Annotated in this window: 12 protein-coding genes; 1 reads left to right on the top strand and 11 read right to left on the bottom strand. The window is 58.2% G+C overall.

All coding sequences use genetic code 11. The features are described from left to right. Positions 1-177: 177 nt before the first annotated feature. The 9 genes from sucD to sdhC form a co-directional block, all read right to left on the bottom strand. The gene (gene sucD / locus HNO86_RS22515) at positions 178-1,059 is read right to left on the bottom strand and encodes a succinate--CoA ligase subunit alpha (RefSeq protein ID WP_085723285.1); all 882 of its coding nucleotides are present in this window, start codon (positions 1,057-1,059) and stop codon (positions 178-180) included. Then, on the bottom strand, positions 1,059-2,225 hold the full coding sequence (gene sucC, locus HNO86_RS22510; RefSeq protein WP_175379134.1) for an ADP-forming succinate--CoA ligase subunit beta: 1,167 nt from the start codon (positions 2,223-2,225) through the stop codon (positions 1,059-1,061). The genes sucD and sucC overlap by 1 nt, the downstream gene beginning before the upstream one ends. 199 nt (positions 2,226-2,424) lie before the next feature. Next, on the bottom strand, positions 2,425-3,861 hold the full coding sequence (lpdA, locus tag HNO86_RS22505) for a dihydrolipoyl dehydrogenase (RefSeq protein ID WP_175379133.1): 1,437 nt from the start codon (positions 3,859-3,861) through the stop codon (positions 2,425-2,427). Positions 3,862-3,964: 103 nt separating this feature from the next. Then, positions 3,965-5,182, bottom strand: coding sequence for a 2-oxoglutarate dehydrogenase complex dihydrolipoyllysine-residue succinyltransferase (gene odhB / locus HNO86_RS22500; RefSeq protein WP_175379132.1), 1,218 nt, complete (start codon positions 5,180-5,182; stop codon positions 3,965-3,967). Positions 5,183-5,224: 42 nt separating this feature from the next. After that, the gene (locus tag HNO86_RS22495) at positions 5,225-8,056 is read right to left on the bottom strand and encodes a 2-oxoglutarate dehydrogenase E1 component (RefSeq protein ID WP_175379131.1); all 2,832 of its coding nucleotides are present in this window, start codon (positions 8,054-8,056) and stop codon (positions 5,225-5,227) included. 261 nt (positions 8,057-8,317) lie between these two features. Continuing rightward, a complete protein-coding gene (locus tag HNO86_RS22490; protein ID WP_175379130.1) occupies positions 8,318-9,022 on the bottom strand; it encodes a succinate dehydrogenase iron-sulfur subunit in 705 nt (234 codons plus the stop codon). A gap of 11 nt (positions 9,023-9,033) precedes the next feature. Beyond that, entirely contained in the window at positions 9,034-10,806 is a 1,773-nt protein-coding gene (gene sdhA, locus HNO86_RS22485) for a succinate dehydrogenase flavoprotein subunit (RefSeq protein WP_175379129.1), read from the bottom strand. Between the two features lie 3 nt (positions 10,807-10,809). Then, complete coding sequence (gene sdhD, locus HNO86_RS22480) at positions 10,810-11,178, bottom strand: succinate dehydrogenase, hydrophobic membrane anchor protein (protein ID WP_175379128.1); 369 nt, start codon at positions 11,176-11,178, stop codon at positions 10,810-10,812. Continuing rightward, positions 11,172-11,546, bottom strand: coding sequence for a succinate dehydrogenase, cytochrome b556 subunit (sdhC, locus tag HNO86_RS22475; RefSeq protein ID WP_016773673.1), 375 nt, complete (start codon positions 11,544-11,546; stop codon positions 11,172-11,174). Before sdhC ends, sdhD begins: the two co-directional genes overlap by 7 nt. Positions 11,547-11,909: 363 nt before the next feature. Between sdhC and gltA the strand changes: the two genes are divergently transcribed. Beyond that, positions 11,910-13,199 carry a citrate synthase gene (gene gltA, locus HNO86_RS22470; protein ID WP_110964314.1) on the top strand — a complete coding sequence of 430 codons (1,290 nt, stop codon included), beginning with the start codon at positions 11,910-11,912 and terminating at the stop codon, positions 13,197-13,199. Positions 13,200-13,523: 324 nt separating this feature from the next. Here gltA and HNO86_RS22465 read toward each other — a convergent pair whose 3' ends face one another. Together HNO86_RS22465 and HNO86_RS22460 are read right to left on the bottom strand one after the other, a co-directional pair. Next, positions 13,524-15,182 (bottom strand): cation acetate symporter, encoded by a 1,659-nt coding sequence (locus HNO86_RS22465; protein WP_175379127.1) that lies wholly within the window; start codon positions 15,180-15,182, stop codon positions 13,524-13,526. After that, positions 15,179-15,490, bottom strand: a complete 312-nt coding sequence (locus tag HNO86_RS22460; protein ID WP_175379126.1) for a DUF485 domain-containing protein — start codon at positions 15,488-15,490, stop codon at positions 15,179-15,181. The genes HNO86_RS22465 and HNO86_RS22460 overlap by 4 nt, the downstream gene beginning before the upstream one ends. Positions 15,491-15,682: the final 192 nt, after the last annotated feature.

Below are 15,682 nucleotides of genomic sequence, written 5' to 3'. Positions count from 1 at the left end.
CAAGTCTTAAGCCTCAAGCTTCAAGCTTCAAGCTTCAAGCTTCAAGCTTCAAGCTATGAGCCAGGTCGCATTGGTTTCTCTTGCAGCTTGCAGCTCGAAGCCTGCAGCTGCCCCTAAACGACAAAAGCCACCCGAAGGTGGCCTTTGTTTTGGTGAAGAGTCAGCTAAGCCGGAGGCTTACTTGACTTCCCAACCAGTCAGCTCGGCCAGGGCCTTGCCGATGTCTGCCAGCGAACGCACGGTTTTTACGCCTGCGTCTTGCAGAGCAGCGAATTTCTCGTCTGCAGTGCCTTTGCCGCCAGAGATGATTGCGCCAGCATGGCCCATGCGCTTGCCCGGAGGAGCAGTCACACCAGCGATGTAGGAAACAACCGGCTTGGTCACGTTTGCCTTGATGTAGGCAGCCGCTTCTTCTTCAGCCGAACCGCCGATCTCACCGATCATCACGATCGCTTCGGTCTTCGGGTCTTCCTGGAACAGCTTCAGGATGTCGATGAAGTTCGAACCCGGGATCGGGTCACCACCGATGCCGACGCAAGTCGACTGACCGAAACCGGCGTCAGTCGTCTGCTTGACAGCTTCGTAGGTCAGGGTGCCGGAACGGGAAACGATACCGACCTTGCCTGGCAAGTGAATGTGACCTGGCATGATGCCGATCTTGCATTCGCCTGGAGTGATCACGCCTGGGCAGTTAGGGCCGATCAGGGTAACACCCAGCTCGTCGCACTTAACTTTCGCGTCCAGCATGTCCAGGGTAGGAATGCCTTCGGTGATGCAGACGATCAGCTTGATGCCGCCGAAAGCAGCTTCCAGGATCGAGTCCTTGCAGAAAGGAGCCGGAACGTAGATCACGCTGGCGGTGGCGCCAGTGGCAGCTACGGCGTCTTTCACGGTGTTGAACACTGGCAGACCCAGGTGCTCGGTGCCGCCTTTGCCTGGAGTTACACCACCCACCATCTTGGTGCCGTACTCGATGGCTTGCTGGGTGTGGAAGCTACCCTGCGAACCGGTAATACCCTGGCAGATAACTTTGGTGTCTTTATTGATCAGGACGCTCATTACTTGCCCTCCGCAGCTTTAACGACTTGTTGAGCAGCGTCGGTCAGGCTGGTAGCAGCGATGATGTTCAAACCGCTTTCTGCCAGTACTTTAGCGCCCAGTTCAGCGTTGTTGCCTTCAAGACGAACAACAACCGGGATTTTCACGCCGACTTCTTTCACTGCACCGATGATGCCTTCGGCAATCATGTCGCAACGAACGATGCCGCCGAAGATGTTAACCAGTACTGCAGCGACGTTGGTGTCGGACAGAATGATCTTGAATGCTTCGGTAACGCGTTCTTTGGTAGCACCGCCGCCCACGTCGAGGAAGTTGGCTGGCTTGCCGCCGTGCAGGTTGACGATGTCCATGGTACCCATGGCCAGGCCAGCACCGTTGACCATGCAACCGATGTTGCCTTCCAGCGCTACGTAGTTCAGTTCGAACTTGGCAGCGTGCGCTTCGCGCGGATCGTCCTGGGACGGATCGTGGAAAGTCTTCAGCTTAGGCTGACGGTACATGGCGTTGGCGTCGATGTTGATCTTGGCGTCCAGGCAGTGCAGATCGCCGTCAGCCTTGATCACCAGCGGGTTCACTTCCAGCAGGGCCAGATCGTGATCCTGGAACAGTTTGGCCAGACCTGTGAAGATCTTGGCGAACTGGGCAACTTGCTTGCCTTCCAGACCCAGCTGGAAAGCCAGCTCACGACCCTGGAATGGCTGAGCGCCAACCAGTGGATCGATAGTGGCTTTCAGAATTTTTTCTGGAGTGTCGTGAGCGATTTTCTCGATGTCCACGCCACCTTCGGTGGAAGCCATGAACACGATGCGACGGCTCGAACGGTCTACGACAGCGCCCAGGTACAGCTCTTTAGCGATATCAGTGCACGATTCAACCAGGATCTTGGTGACTGGCTGACCATTGGCGTCAGTCTGGTAAGTCACCAGACGCTTGCCCAGCCACTGCTGTGCGAAGGCTTTTGCGTCTTCTTTGTTGCGAACCAGCTTTACGCCGCCCGCTTTACCGCGACCACCAGCGTGGACCTGGGCTTTGACAACCCACTCGCTGCCGCCGATTTTGTCGCAAGCTTCTGCTGCTGCTTCCGGGGTGTCTACCGCGTAGCCTTTGGATACTGGCAGGCCGTACTCAGCGAACAGCTGCTTACCCTGATACTCGTGAAGATTCATGCTTATTACCGTCTTCGTTAGGTACTGCGCATTCGGTGCTGCACCAGAATCAGTGCCGCACCACCTGTGACTGCTGCTTGCGTAGCGTTTCCGGATACCCGGTGCGGCTACGCAAGACTGCGTCCAGCGGACATTCCGCGGTGAGTCTTGCACGCAAGGCTCACGACGGGCCGATACCGCCGTGGTTTCTTATTGTGTCTTAACGCTTCTTGCGGTTGGCAACGTGGATGGCGCCGCCATTCACTGCCAAAGCTGCTTCGTGCAAGGCTTCGGACAGGGTCGGATGGGAGAAAACCATCATGCCCAGGTCTTCAGCGCTGGTGCCGAATTCCATCGCGATCGCGCCTTGCTGAACCAGTTCTGCGGCGCTCGGGCCAATGACGTGAACGCCCAATACGCGGTCAGTCTTGGCATCGGCGATGACCTTGACGAAACCACCGGTATCGTTGGCGGCCATTGCACGACCGGATGCTGCGAACGGGAAGGTGCCGACGTTAACTTCAACGCCTTCAGCTTTCAAGGCCTGTTCGGTTTTACCGACCCACGCGATTTCCGGGTGAGTATAAATAACCGAAGGGATCAGGTCATAGTTCATCTGGGCCTTGTGACCCTTGATGCGCTCGACAACCATGATGCCTTCTTCCGACGCCTTGTGCGCCAGCATCATGCCGCGAACCACGTCACCGATGGCGTAAACGCCCGGTACGCTGGTCGCGCAGTGGTCGTCGACGAACACGAAACCACGCTCGTCGATGGTCACGCCGCTGTCGGCAGCCAGCAGATCAGTGGTCACCGGACGGCGACCAACGGCTACGATCAGCTTGTCGAAAGTGATGGTCTGTTCGCCGTTGGCATCGGTGTAGTTGACGACGACTTCTTCGCCGTTCACTTTCGAGCCGGTCACACGAGCGCCCAGCTTGATGTCCAGACCCTGTTTGGTCAGGGTTTTCAGCGCTTCCTTGGAAACAGCGGTGTCCGCTGCCATCAGGAAGGTGTCCAGGGCTTCCAGGACGGTCACTTCTGCACCCAGACGCGACCATACGGAACCCAGTTCCAGGCCGATCACGCCAGCGCCGATCACGCCCAGACGCTTAGGCACGGTCTGGAATTCCAGAGCGCCGGTGGAGTCGACGATGACTTTCTGGTCAACAGGAGCAGGCGGGATGTCGATCGGACGCGAGCCGGAGGCCAGGATCACGTTTTCGGCTTCGATGACTTCAACCGAACCGTCTGGCTTGGTGACTTCGACTTTCTTGCCGGCCAGCAGTTTGCCGTGGCCCTGGATCGAAGTAACGCCGTTGGCCTTGAACAGGGTGGCAACACCGCCGGTCAGGTTCTTGACGATGCCAGCCTTGCGGCCAACCATCGCAGCGACGTCCATTTTGACTTCGCCGGTGGAGATGCCGTGTACGTTGAAGCTTTCTTTGGCTTCCTTGTACTTCCAGGAGCTGTCCAGCAGCGCCTTGGATGGAATGCAGCCGACGTTCAGGCAGGTACCGCCCAGGGCCAGCTTGCCCTCGCCGTCGGTGTACTTCTCGATGCAGGCGGTGGACAGACCCAGTTGGGCAGCCTTGATGGCAGCTACGTAGCCGCCAGGGCCCGCACCGATCACTACTACGTCAAATTTTTGCGACATTCAAAAAATCCTCTTTAGCAATAAAGCCAGAAGCCGCAAGCCTCAAGCTGCAAGCCGGCTCGAGTGAGCTTGTGGCTTGGAGCCTGGAGCTTGCAGCTGCTCTTTAGATATCCAGCAACAGACGAGCCGGATCTTCCAGCAGGTTCTTGATGGTCACCAGGAAGGTTACAGCTTCTTTGCCATCGATCAGACGGTGATCGTAGGACAGTGCCAGGTACATCATCGGACGGATAACGACCTGGCCGTTGACGGCCATAGGACGCTGGATGATGTTGTGCATGCCCAGGATTGCGGCTTGCGGCGGGTTGACGATCGGAGTCGACATCATCGAACCGAAAGTGCCGCCGTTGGTGATGGTGAAAGTACCACCGGTCATTTCTTCCATCGACAGCTTGCCGTCACGGGCTTTCTTGCCGAAAGTCGCGATGCCGCCTTCGATTTCAGCCAGGCTCATCAGTTCGGCGTTACGCAGAACCGGTACAACCAGACCGCGGTCGCTGGACACGGCAACACCGATGTCGGCGTAGCCGTGGTAAACGATGTCGGCACCGTCGATCGACGCGTTGACAGCCGGGAAGCGCTTCAGAGCTTCGGTGGCCGCTTTCACGAAGAACGACATGAAGCCCAGGCGCACGCCGTTGTGGGACTTCTCGAACAGGTCCTTGTACTTCGAACGCAGAGCCATGACTTCGGTCATGTCCACTTCGTTGAAAGTGGTCAGCATCGCCATGTTCGATTGAGCTTCAACCAGACGCTCGGCAACCTTGGCACGCAGACGGGTCATCGGAACGCGTTTTTCAACGCGGTCACCGGCAGCGAATACCGGAGCGGCAGCAGCAGGAGCAGCAGCCTTGGCAGGCGCGGCAGCTGGAGCGGCTTTCTTGGCGGCAACGGCTGCAACCACGTCTTCCTTGGTCACGCGACCGCCTTTGCCGGTACCGGCAACGGAAGCGATGTTGATACCGTTTTCTTCAGCCAGCTTGCGGGCAGCCGGTGCAGCGACAGGATCGTCTTCGCCGTCGGCAGCAGGAGCAGCAGCCTGAGCGGCGGCTGGAGCAGCAGCAGGTGCTGCGGCGGCAGCGCCACCTTCAACGATCGAGCCCAGCACTTCGTCGGACAGAACGGTGTCGCCTTCGTTCTTGACAATTGCGCCCAGCACGCCGTCGGCAGTCGCCAGTACTTCCAGAACGACTTTGTCGGTTTCGATGTCGACGATCAGGTCGTCACGCTTGACGGCTTCGCCCGGCTTCTTGTGCCAGGTGGCAACGGTGCCGTCGGCAACCGATTCCGGGAAAGTGGGGGCTTTGATCTCGATAGCCATTGTCTGTGGTTCCTTAAATTCGGTTTCAGGTGCGCGAAGGCGTTAAACAGTAAAGGCGTCTTGCAGCAGTTTTTCCTGCTGCTCGGCGTGCATCGATGCGTAACCACATGCAGGTGCGGCGGAAGCCTCACGGCCCGCGTACTCGAGTACTAGAGACTTGTTGAGGTTGGCGACGCTACGACGCAGGTGGTGTTGGCTGCAGTACCAGGCACCCTGGTTCATCGGCTCTTCCTGACACCAGACGGCATGCTTGGCGTTGGTGTAAGGAGCCAGGACTTCCTTCAGGTCGTCCTCAGGGAATGGGTACAGCTGCTCGATACGCACGATGGCGATATCGTCACGGCCTTCGGCACGACGTTTTTCCAGCAGGTCGTAGTAGACCTTGCCGCTACACAGAACAACGCGCTCGACCTTTGCCGGGTCCAGTGCATCGATTTCCGGGATAACGGTCTGGAACGAACCTTCGGCCAGATCTTCCAGAGTCGAGATGGCCAGCTTGTGGCGCAGCAGCGACTTCGGAGTCAGGACTACCAGTGGCTTGCGCAGCGGGCGAATCACCTGACGGCGCAGCAAGTGGTAGATCTGAGCCGGCGTCGTCGGCATGCACACCTGAATGTTGTGCTCGGCGCACAGCTGCAGGTAACGCTCCAGACGCGCCGAGGAGTGCTCAGGGCCCTGACCTTCGTAGCCGTGTGGCAGCAACATGGTCAGACCGCAGAGACGACCCCACTTGTGCTCGCCGCTGGTGATGAACTGGTCGATCACGACCTGTGCACCGTTGGCGAAGTCACCGAACTGGGCTTCCCAGATCACCAGCGCGTTCGGCGTGGTGGTCGAGTAGCCGTATTCGAAGGCCAGTACGGCTTCTTCCGACAGGAACGAGTCGTACAGGTCGAAGCGCGGCTGACCGTCGTACAGGTTCTTCAGCGGAACGTAGGTGCTGGCATCTTTCTGGTTGTGCAGAACAGCGTGACGGTGCGAGAACGTACCGCGGCCGATGTCCTGACCGGTCATGCGGATCGGGTGACCTTCGAACGCCAGGGTCGCGTACGCCATGGTTTCGGCGTAACCCCAGTTGATCGGCAGGCCACCGGCTTGCATCTTCTGACGGTCTTCGTAGATCTTGGCGACCTGACGCTGAACCACGAAGCCTTCCGGAACTTCCAGCAGCTTGGCGGACAGTTCCTGCAGGGTCTTGAGATCGAAGCGAGTGTCGTGACGCGCAGTCCAGGCGTGGCCCAGATACGGACGCCAGTCAACGAACAGCTCTTTGTTCGGTTCCTTGACCAGGCTCTTCACTACGTGCAGACCGTTGTCCAGCGCATTGCGGTATTCATCGACTTTCGCCTGAACACGCTCTGCGTCCATCACACCGCTCTGGGTCAGCTGATCGGCATACAGCTCACGGGTAGTGCGCTGCTTGGTGATCTGCTGATACATCAGAGGCTGGGTGCCGCTAGGCTCGTCCGCTTCGTTGTGGCCGCGACGACGGTAGCAGACCAGGTCGATCACGACGTCACGCTTGAACTGCATGCGGTAATCGATGGCCAGCTGGGTCACGAACAGTACGGCTTCCGGATCATCACCATTCACATGGAGGATCGGCGCCTGGATCATCTTCGCGACGTCGGTGGCATACTCGGTGGAACGCGAGTCCAGCGGGTTGCTGATGGTGAAACCAACCTGGTTGTTGATCACGATGTGCACGGTACCGCCGGTCTTGAAACCGCGGGTCTGCGACATCTGGAAGGTTTCCATCACCACGCCTTGACCGGCGAATGCCGCGTCACCGTGGATGGAGATTGGCAGAACCTTCTCACCGGTCTGATCGTTGCGACGGTCCTGACGGGCGCGAACCGAACCCTCGACCACCGGGGAAACGATTTCCAGGTGGGACGGGTTGAACGCCATGGCCAGGTGAACTTCACCGCCGGTGGTCATCACGTTGGACGAGAAGCCCTGGTGGTATTTCACGTCACCGGAACCCAGCTCGACCTGCTTCTTGCCTTCGAACTCGTCGAACAGCTCACGCGGGTTCTTGCCGAAGGTGTTGACCAGAACGTTCAGACGGCCACGGTGGGCCATGCCGATGACGACTTCCTTGGTGCCGTAGGAACCGGAACGCTGGATCAGTTCGTCGAGCATCGGAATCAGGCTTTCGCCGCCTTCCAGACCGAAACGCTTGGTGCCCGGGTATTTGGTGCCCAGGTATTTTTCCAGGCCTTCACCGGCAGTTACGCGCTCGAGCAGGTGGCCCTTGATGTCCGCCGAATAGGTCGGACGGCCGCGTACGCTTTCCAGACGCTGCTGGAACCACTGGCGCTGCTGCGAATCGGTGATGTGCGTGAATTCAGCGCCGATGGTGCGGCAATATGTCTGCTGCAACGCTTCGTGAATTTCGCGTAGGCTCGCTTCCTCTTTGCCGATGAACAGGTCGCCGGCACGGAAGGTCGTATCAAGATCGGCATTGGTCAAGCCGTAATGATTGATCGACAGGTCTGCGGGTGCAGTGCGCTGCCACAGTCCAAGCGGGTCAAGCTTGGCTGCCTGGTGGCCACGCATACGGTAGGCCTGGATCAATCGCAGCACTTCAACTTGCTTCTTCTCGTGCTCAGTGCTCACGCTTGCGGCGGAAACCGGCTGGGCGCGGCGCTGGTTCTTTGCCAGCAACACGAAATGATCGCGAATTGTGGAGTGCGAAACATCGGTGGCAGAGTTGCTATCGGAAGGCAACTTCTGGAAGTAGGTGCGCCACTCTTCTGGCACAGCGTTAGGGTCGTGCAGGTAGAGCTCATAAAGCTCTTCCACATAGGCAGCGTTACCTCCGGAAAGGTAGGCGCTGTTCCACATGCGCTGCATCACGCTTTCTTGCATGCTTGGTCACCCTCGGTTAGGGGAACACCACCGGCGTCGACACCGAGCAAACTTGCAGAAGTCCGAATGCAGCGACCAAAACAAGCCACTTAGGATCACGCTGATAGTCCGGGTACCAGCCCGGATGCCCCTGCTTGTCTCATTTCTTCAAAATAAGAGCCGCAGCCTTTTGGGCTACTGCTCAGGTTAAAGCTACGGCGCCGGTTGAAGCCTGCGCCGCAGCGTTCCACGGGTACAGCGGTACTGCCTTTTACAGCTGAATCACACGCCGCTGGAGAGCAGCATGTTACGGATGTGACCGATGGCCTTAGTCGGGTTCAGGCCTTTCGGACATACGTTGACGCAGTTCATGATCCCGCGGCAGCGGAATACGCTGAACGGGTCATCCAGCGAAGCCAGACGCTCGGAAGTCTTGGTGTCACGGCTGTCTGCCAGGAAGCGGTACGCTTGCAGCAGGGCAGCTGGGCCCAGGAACTTGTCCGGGTTCCACCAGAAGGACGGGCACGAGGTCGAGCAGCAGGCGCACAGGATGCACTCGTACAGACCGTCGAGCTTTTCACGCTCTTCAGGGGACTGCAGACGCTCGATGGCCGGAGCCGGCGTGTCGTTCTGCAGGAATGGCTTCACCTTCTCGTATTGCTTGTAGAAGATGCTCATATCGACGACCAGGTCACGGATAACCGGCAAACCTGGCAGAGGACGAACGATCAACTTGTTACCTTTTACAACAGCGGACAGCGGCGTGATGCACGCCAGGCCGTTCTTGCCGTTGATGTTCATGCCGTCGGAGCCGCAAACGCCTTCACGGCAGGAACGACGATAGGAGAAACCTTCGTCCTGCTCTTTGATCAGCGCGAGCACGTCCAGCACCATCAGGTCCTTACCACCGGTATCGACCTGGAAATCCTGCATGAACGGCGCAGCGTCCACATCAGGGTTGTAGCGATAAACACTGACTTGCAACATGGCGGTCACCCTTAATAAGTCCGGACTTTAGGTTCGAAAGTCGGAACAGTCTTCGGCGAGAAGTTCACGGCACGCTTGGCAACGCGTTTCTCACCCGGGAAGTACAGGGTGTGGCACAGCCAGTTTTCGTCGTCACGGTCTTCGAAGTCTTCACGGGCGTGAGCACCGCGGGACTCTTTACGTACTTCGGCAGCGATGGCGGTAGCTTCAGCCACTTCCAGCAGGTTTTGCAGCTCAAGAGCTTCGATACGCGCGGTGTTGAACGCCTGCGACTTGTCGTTGATCTTGACGTTGGCGATGCGCTGACGCAGCTCGGCCAGTTGAGCAATACCCTTCTGCATGTATTCGCCGGTACGGAATACACCGAAGTAGTTCTGCATGCAGCTTTGCAGCTCGCGACGCAGAGTTGCCACGTCTTCGCCATCGGTACGGCCGTTCAGGGCGGACAGACGGGCCAGAGCGGTGTTGATGTTGGCTTCGGTAGCGTCGTCGTAGTCGATACCGTCGGTCAGCGCCTTCTCCAGGTGCAGGCCGGCAGCACGGCCGAATACCACCAGGTCGAGCAGCGAGTTGCCGCCCAGACGGTTGGCACCGTGTACCGATACGCAAGCCACTTCGCCTACGGCGAACAGGCCCGGGATGATGGTGTCCACGCCTTCGGCGTCCTGGGTGATCGCCTGGCCATGAATGTTGGTGGCAACGCCGCCCATCATGTAGTGGCAAGTCGGAACGACCGGAACCGGAGCAACAACCGGGTCAACGTGTGCGAAAGTCTTGGACAGTTCGCAGATGCCTGGCAGACGGCTGTGCAGCACTTCCTCGCCCAGGTGGTCGAGTTTGAGCATTACGTGGTCGCCATTCGGACCGCAGCCGTTGCCGGCGATGATTTCTTTAACCATCGAACGGGCAACAACGTCACGACCCGCCAGGTCTTTGGCGTTCGGAGCATAACGCTCCATGAAACGCTCGCCGTGCTTGTTGATCAGGTAACCACCTTCACCACGGCAACCTTCGGTTACCAGTACACCGGCGCCGGCGATGCCGGTCGGGTGGAACTGCCACATTTCGATGTCTTGTACCGGAACGCCCGCACGCAGAGCCATGCCGACGCCGTCACCGGTGTTGATCAGGGCGTTGGTGGTCGAAGCGTAGATACGGCCTGCACCGCCGGTCGCCAGCACGGTGGCTTTCGAACGGATGTAGGAGGTTTCACCGGTTTCGATGCAGATGGCGATAACGCCGACGAACGCGCCGTCGTCGTTCTTCACCAGGTCCACAGCGTAGTACTCGTTCAGGAACGTGGTACCGGCTTTCAGGTTGCCCTGATAAAGGGTGTGCAGCAGCGCGTGACCGGTACGGTCGGATGCCGCGCAGGTACGGGCAGCCTGGCCGCCTTTACCGTAGTCCTTGGACTGACCGCCGAACGGACGCTGGTAGATACGGCCGGTTTCGGTACGGGAGAACGGCAGACCCATGTGGTCCAGTTCGAAAACTGCGGCCGGGCCTTCCTGACACATGTATTCGATAGCGTCCTGGTCACCGATGTAGTCGGAACCCTTGACGGTATCGTACATGTGCCAGCGCCAGTCATCGTTCGGATCCGCGGAAGCGATGGCGCAAGTGATGCCGCCCTGAGCCGATACGGTGTGCGAACGGGTCGGGAACACCTTGGTGATCACGGCAGTCTTGTGACCGCCCTGTGCCAGCTGCAGCGCTGCGCGCATGCCGGCGCCGCCGCCACCAATGATGATGGCGTCGAAAGAAATCGTTGGAATGTTAGCCATGACTCAGATACCCCAGAGAATCTGCACACCCCAGACGAAGTAAGCGAACATCGCAACGCCGCATACTGCCTGGAAGAGGAAACGTACAGCGGTCGCGGACTTGCCGAACGCCATTGGCGTCAGGTAGTCGGTCGCGATGGTCCACATGCCGACCCAGGCGTGAGCGCCGAGGGCAACAAGGGCCAGAAGGCTGAAGATACGCATCCAGTTGCTGGCGAACAGTTCATGCCATTGGGCGTACTCGAGGCCCGGGTGGGCGACGATGTATCCGATCAGGAAAATGAAGTAAGCCGCGAGAACGACCGCAGAAACGCGTTGCGCCATCCAGTCATAGAGGCCCGAACGCGACAGGTTCGTGACGTTAGTTACCATATCCAAACTCCTGCCAGAACGATTACCACCACGGAAACGGCGATAACGATTTTCGAGCCCAGCTTGCCGCCTTCCAGCGTCTCGCCAATGCCCATGTCCATGATCAAATGGCGCACACCGGCTACCAGGTGATACAGCAGAGCGGACAGGATGCCCCAAATCACTAGCTTGGCTAGCGGACTGGTCAGACACGCTTTCACCTGACCGAAGCCTTCCTCGGAGCTCAGCGACTTGTCCAATGCGTAAAGCATGATGGCAAGGCACACGAAGAGGATGACACCGGAGATACGGTGAAGAATGGACGTGTAAGCAGTGACTGGGAGTTTGATGGTCCTTAGGTCTAGGTTTACAGGTCGTTGGCTTTTCACGGCTTTTTTTTCACACTGAAGAGCCCCTAACAATCAGGGCAAAGTTGTTGGGGAGTGCACTGGTCAGGTAACCACCACCCAGGGAGGCGACCCCCAATAAAGCAAGCCCAAAAGCCCTTGGCGGTCGGTGGCCGAGTATAGACAGTTAGGCTACTAATGACAACGGACATACCTTCCCAATACGGCGCATTGCGCAACTCGTATAAAAGGCGTAAATGGCGGGCAATTTCGAGAAAAAAGTACGGTTAAAGCCTTCTGGAGCAAGACTTTAGGCAAATTGACATTCGAATTTATCTCACTATAGTGGTGCGGGCCCTGCGTGGGGGGTCTGTCTGATGATTTCAAGCATGAATAGGAGGCCACATGGCTGACAAAAAAGCGCAGTTGATCATCGAGGGCGCAGCCCCCGTCGAGCTGCCCATTTTAACCGGCACCGTTGGTCCCGATGTTATCGATGTTCGGAGCCTGACGGCCACGGGCCGCTTCACCTTTGACCCTGGTTTCATGTCGACCGCCTCCTGCGAGTCGAAGATCACCTATATTGATGGTGACAACGGCATCCTGCTGCATCGCGGTTACCCGATCGAGCAGTTGGCCGAGAAGTCGGACTACCTGGAAACCTGCTACCTGCTGCTCAACGGCGAACTGCCGACAGCGGAACAGAAGGCCCAGTTCGTCAGCACCGTCAAGAACCACACCATGGTTCACGAGCAGCTGAAGACTTTCTTCAACGGCTTCCGCCGCGACGCTCACCCGATGGCCGTGATGTGCGGTGTAGTCGGCGCCCTTTCGGCCTTCTACCACGACTCCCTGGACATCAATAACCCGCAGCATCGCGAAATCTCCGCGATCCGTCTGGTTGCCAAGATGCCGACCCTGGCAGCGATGGTTTACAAGTACTCCATGGGTCAACCCATGATGTACCCGCGCAACGACCTGTCGTACGCGGAAAACTTCCTGCACATGATGTTCAACACCCCGTGCGAGATCAAACCGATCAGCCCGGTGCTCGCCAAGGCCATGGACCGGATCTTCATCCTCCACGCCGACCACGAGCAGAACGCATCGACTTCCACCGTACGCCTGGCGGGCTCCTCGGGTGCCAACCCGTTCGCCTGTATCGCCGCCGGTATCGCTGCACTGTGGGGCCCTGCCCACGGCGGCGCCAACGAAGCCGTTCTGACCATGCTCGATGAAATAGGCGATGTTTCGAACATCGACAAGTTCATCGCCAAGGCCAAGGACAAGAACGATCCGTTCAAGCTGATGGGCTTCGGTCACCGCGTTTACAAGAACCGCGACCCACGCGCTACCGTCATGAAGCAGACCTGTGACGAAGTGCTGAAGGAACTGGGCATCCAGAACGATCCGCAACTCGAACTGGCCATGCGCCTGGAAGAGATCGCCCTGACCGACCCGTACTTCATCGAGCGCTCGCTGTACCCGAACGTCGACTTCTACTCGGGGATCATCCTCAAGGCGATCGGCATTCCAACCAGCATGTTCACCGTGATCTTCGCCCTGGCGCGGACCGTCGGCTGGATCTCCCACTGGAAAGAAATGCTCTCCAGCCCGTACAAGATCGGCCGTCCACGCCAGCTGTACACCGGCTACGAGTCGCGTGACATCACCAAGCTGGAAGACCGCAAGTAAGATTCATCTTGCTGTAGCGTGTTGAGTTGGACCGGAAACGGCCTCTATCCCCATAGAGGCCGTTTTTGTTTACCCCCGATTCAATCCCCTTCCTCCCCTCCTCCTGCAGGAGCTGTCGAGTGCAACGAGGCTGCGATCTTTTGATCTTCCCTCATGGAAGCAAGATCAAAAGATCGCAGCCTTCGGCAGCTCCTACATTTGCCCGCGATACATCAGCAGCTCGCCATTATTTAGATTCAGTGCGATAACCGCCCAATAAAAATGCCCCAATCTCTCGACCGGGGCATTTGCTTGCCGCTTGAAACTTGCAGCTTGTAACTGCTTTTAGTGCGAAACCGCCCCACTCGCCCCAAGACCGGTCTGCGAGCGAACGAATTGCGGGAAGAACAGCGCCCGCTCGTTGTCGGCCGCAGTCGACTTGTCGGTGATCGAGAAGAACCAGATGCCGATGAAGGCAATGATCATCGAGAACAGCGCCGGGTACTCGTACGGGAAGATCGCCTTCTCGTGATGCAGGATCTGCACCCAGATGGTTGGACCGAGGATCATCAGGCCCACGGCACTGATCAGCCCCATCCAGCCACCGATCATCGCGCCGCGGGTGGTCAGCTTTTTCCAGTACATGGAAAGCAGCAGCACCGGGAAGTTGCAGCTTGCCGCGATAGAGAAGGCCAAGCCCACCATGAACGCGATGTTCTGGCTTTCGAACAGGATGCCCAGGGCAATCGCCAGCACCGCCAGAGCGATGGTGGTGATTTTCGAGACGCGAATCTCATCCTTCTCGTTGGCCTTGCCCTTCTTCACGACACTGGCGTACAGGTCGTGGGACACCGCCGACGCGCCGGCCAGGGTCAGACCGGCAACCACCGCCAGAATGGTCGCGAAGGCTACCGCGGAGATGAAGCCCAGGAAAATGCTGCCACCTACCGCATCGGCCAGGTGCACCGCCGCCATGTTGTTACCACCGATCAGGGCGCCAGCGGCATCCTTGAAGGCCGGGTTGGTGCTGACGAGCAGAATCGCGCCGAAACCAATGATGAAGGTCAGGATGTAGAAGTAACCAATGAAGCCGGTTGCGTACAGCACGCTCTTGCGAGCTTCTTTTGCGTCACTCACGGTGAAGAAGCGCATCAGGATGTGCGGCAGGCCAGCGGTACCGAACATCAGTGCCAGGCCCAGGGAGAACGCGGAGATCGGGTCTTTCACCAGACCGCCAGGACTCATGATCGCTTCACCTTTAGGATGAACCTTGACCGCTTCGGAGAACAGCATGCTGAAGTCGAAGTTGACGTGCTTCATCACCATCAGCGCCATGAACGAAGCGCCGGACAGCAACAGGACTGCCTTGATGATCTGTACCCAGGTGGTCGCCAGCATGCCGCCGAACAGCACGTACATGCACATCAGGATGCCAACCAGGATCACCGCAACGTGGTAATCCAGACCGAACAGCAGCTGGATCAGCTTGCCGGCACCAACCATTTGCGCGATCAGGTAGAACGCCACCACGACCAGGGAACCGCAGGCGGACAGCGAGCGGATCTGGGTCTGGCCCAGGCGATAGGACGCCACGTCGGCAAAGGTGTATTTACCCAGGTTACGCAGGCGCTCGGCGATCAGGAACAGAATGATCGGCCAGCCCACCAGGAAGCCGATCGAGTAGATCAGGCCGTCGTAGCCGGAGGTGAAAACCAGCGCGGAAATACCCAGGAAGGACGCCGCGGACATGTAGTCACCGGCGATTGCCAGACCATTCTGGAAACCGGTGATCTTGCCGCCCGCCGCATAGTAGTCGGCTGCCGACTTGTTGCGTTTGGAAGCCCAGTAGGTGATGCACAGGGTCGCGCCCACGAAAGCGACGAACATCAGGATCGCGGCCACGTTGAGCGGTTGTTTCTGGACCTCGCCGGTCAGGGCGTCAGCCGCCCAGGCGCCAGGTGCGAACGCTGCGATGCTCAAAAGAGCCATTAGACGCCGGATCATTGCTGAGCCTCCTTGAGAATCGCATTGTTCAGGTCGTCGAATTCGCCGTTGGCGCGTCGTACATAGATGCCGGTCAGGATGAAGGCCGAAACAATCAGCCCGACACCGATCGGGATGCCCCAGGTAATCGAGGAATCAGGGCTGATTTTCGACCCCAGAACCTGCGGCCCGTAAGCGATCAGAAGGATGAATCCTGCGTAAAGCCCTAGCATGATCGCCGAAAGAATCCAGGCGAATCGCTCCCTCTTGCTAACCAGCTCCTTGAATCGCGGGCTGTTTTGAATCGAGAGGTAAATGCTGTCGTTCATTGTTTTTATCCTCGCAGCACAGATTATTGTTGGAACGGTATCCACTCTATGCGGCTGCGAGCCGGCTTCCAGACGACCTTAGTCTTAGAACGCCATGACAGAATCGCCAAATTCAAGCACGCTGAAATGAATGTGGGAGCGGGCTTGCTCGCGAAGGCGTCGTGTCAGTCGACATTTACATGCCTGACACAC

The sequence above is a fragment of the Pseudomonas sp. C1C7 genome, assembly GCF_013359595.1.
Classification (GTDB): Bacteria; Pseudomonadota; Gammaproteobacteria; order Pseudomonadales; family Pseudomonadaceae; genus Aquipseudomonas.
The sequence above is the reverse complement of the archived record's forward strand: the minus strand, read 5'-3'. Positions and strand labels throughout refer to the sequence as shown.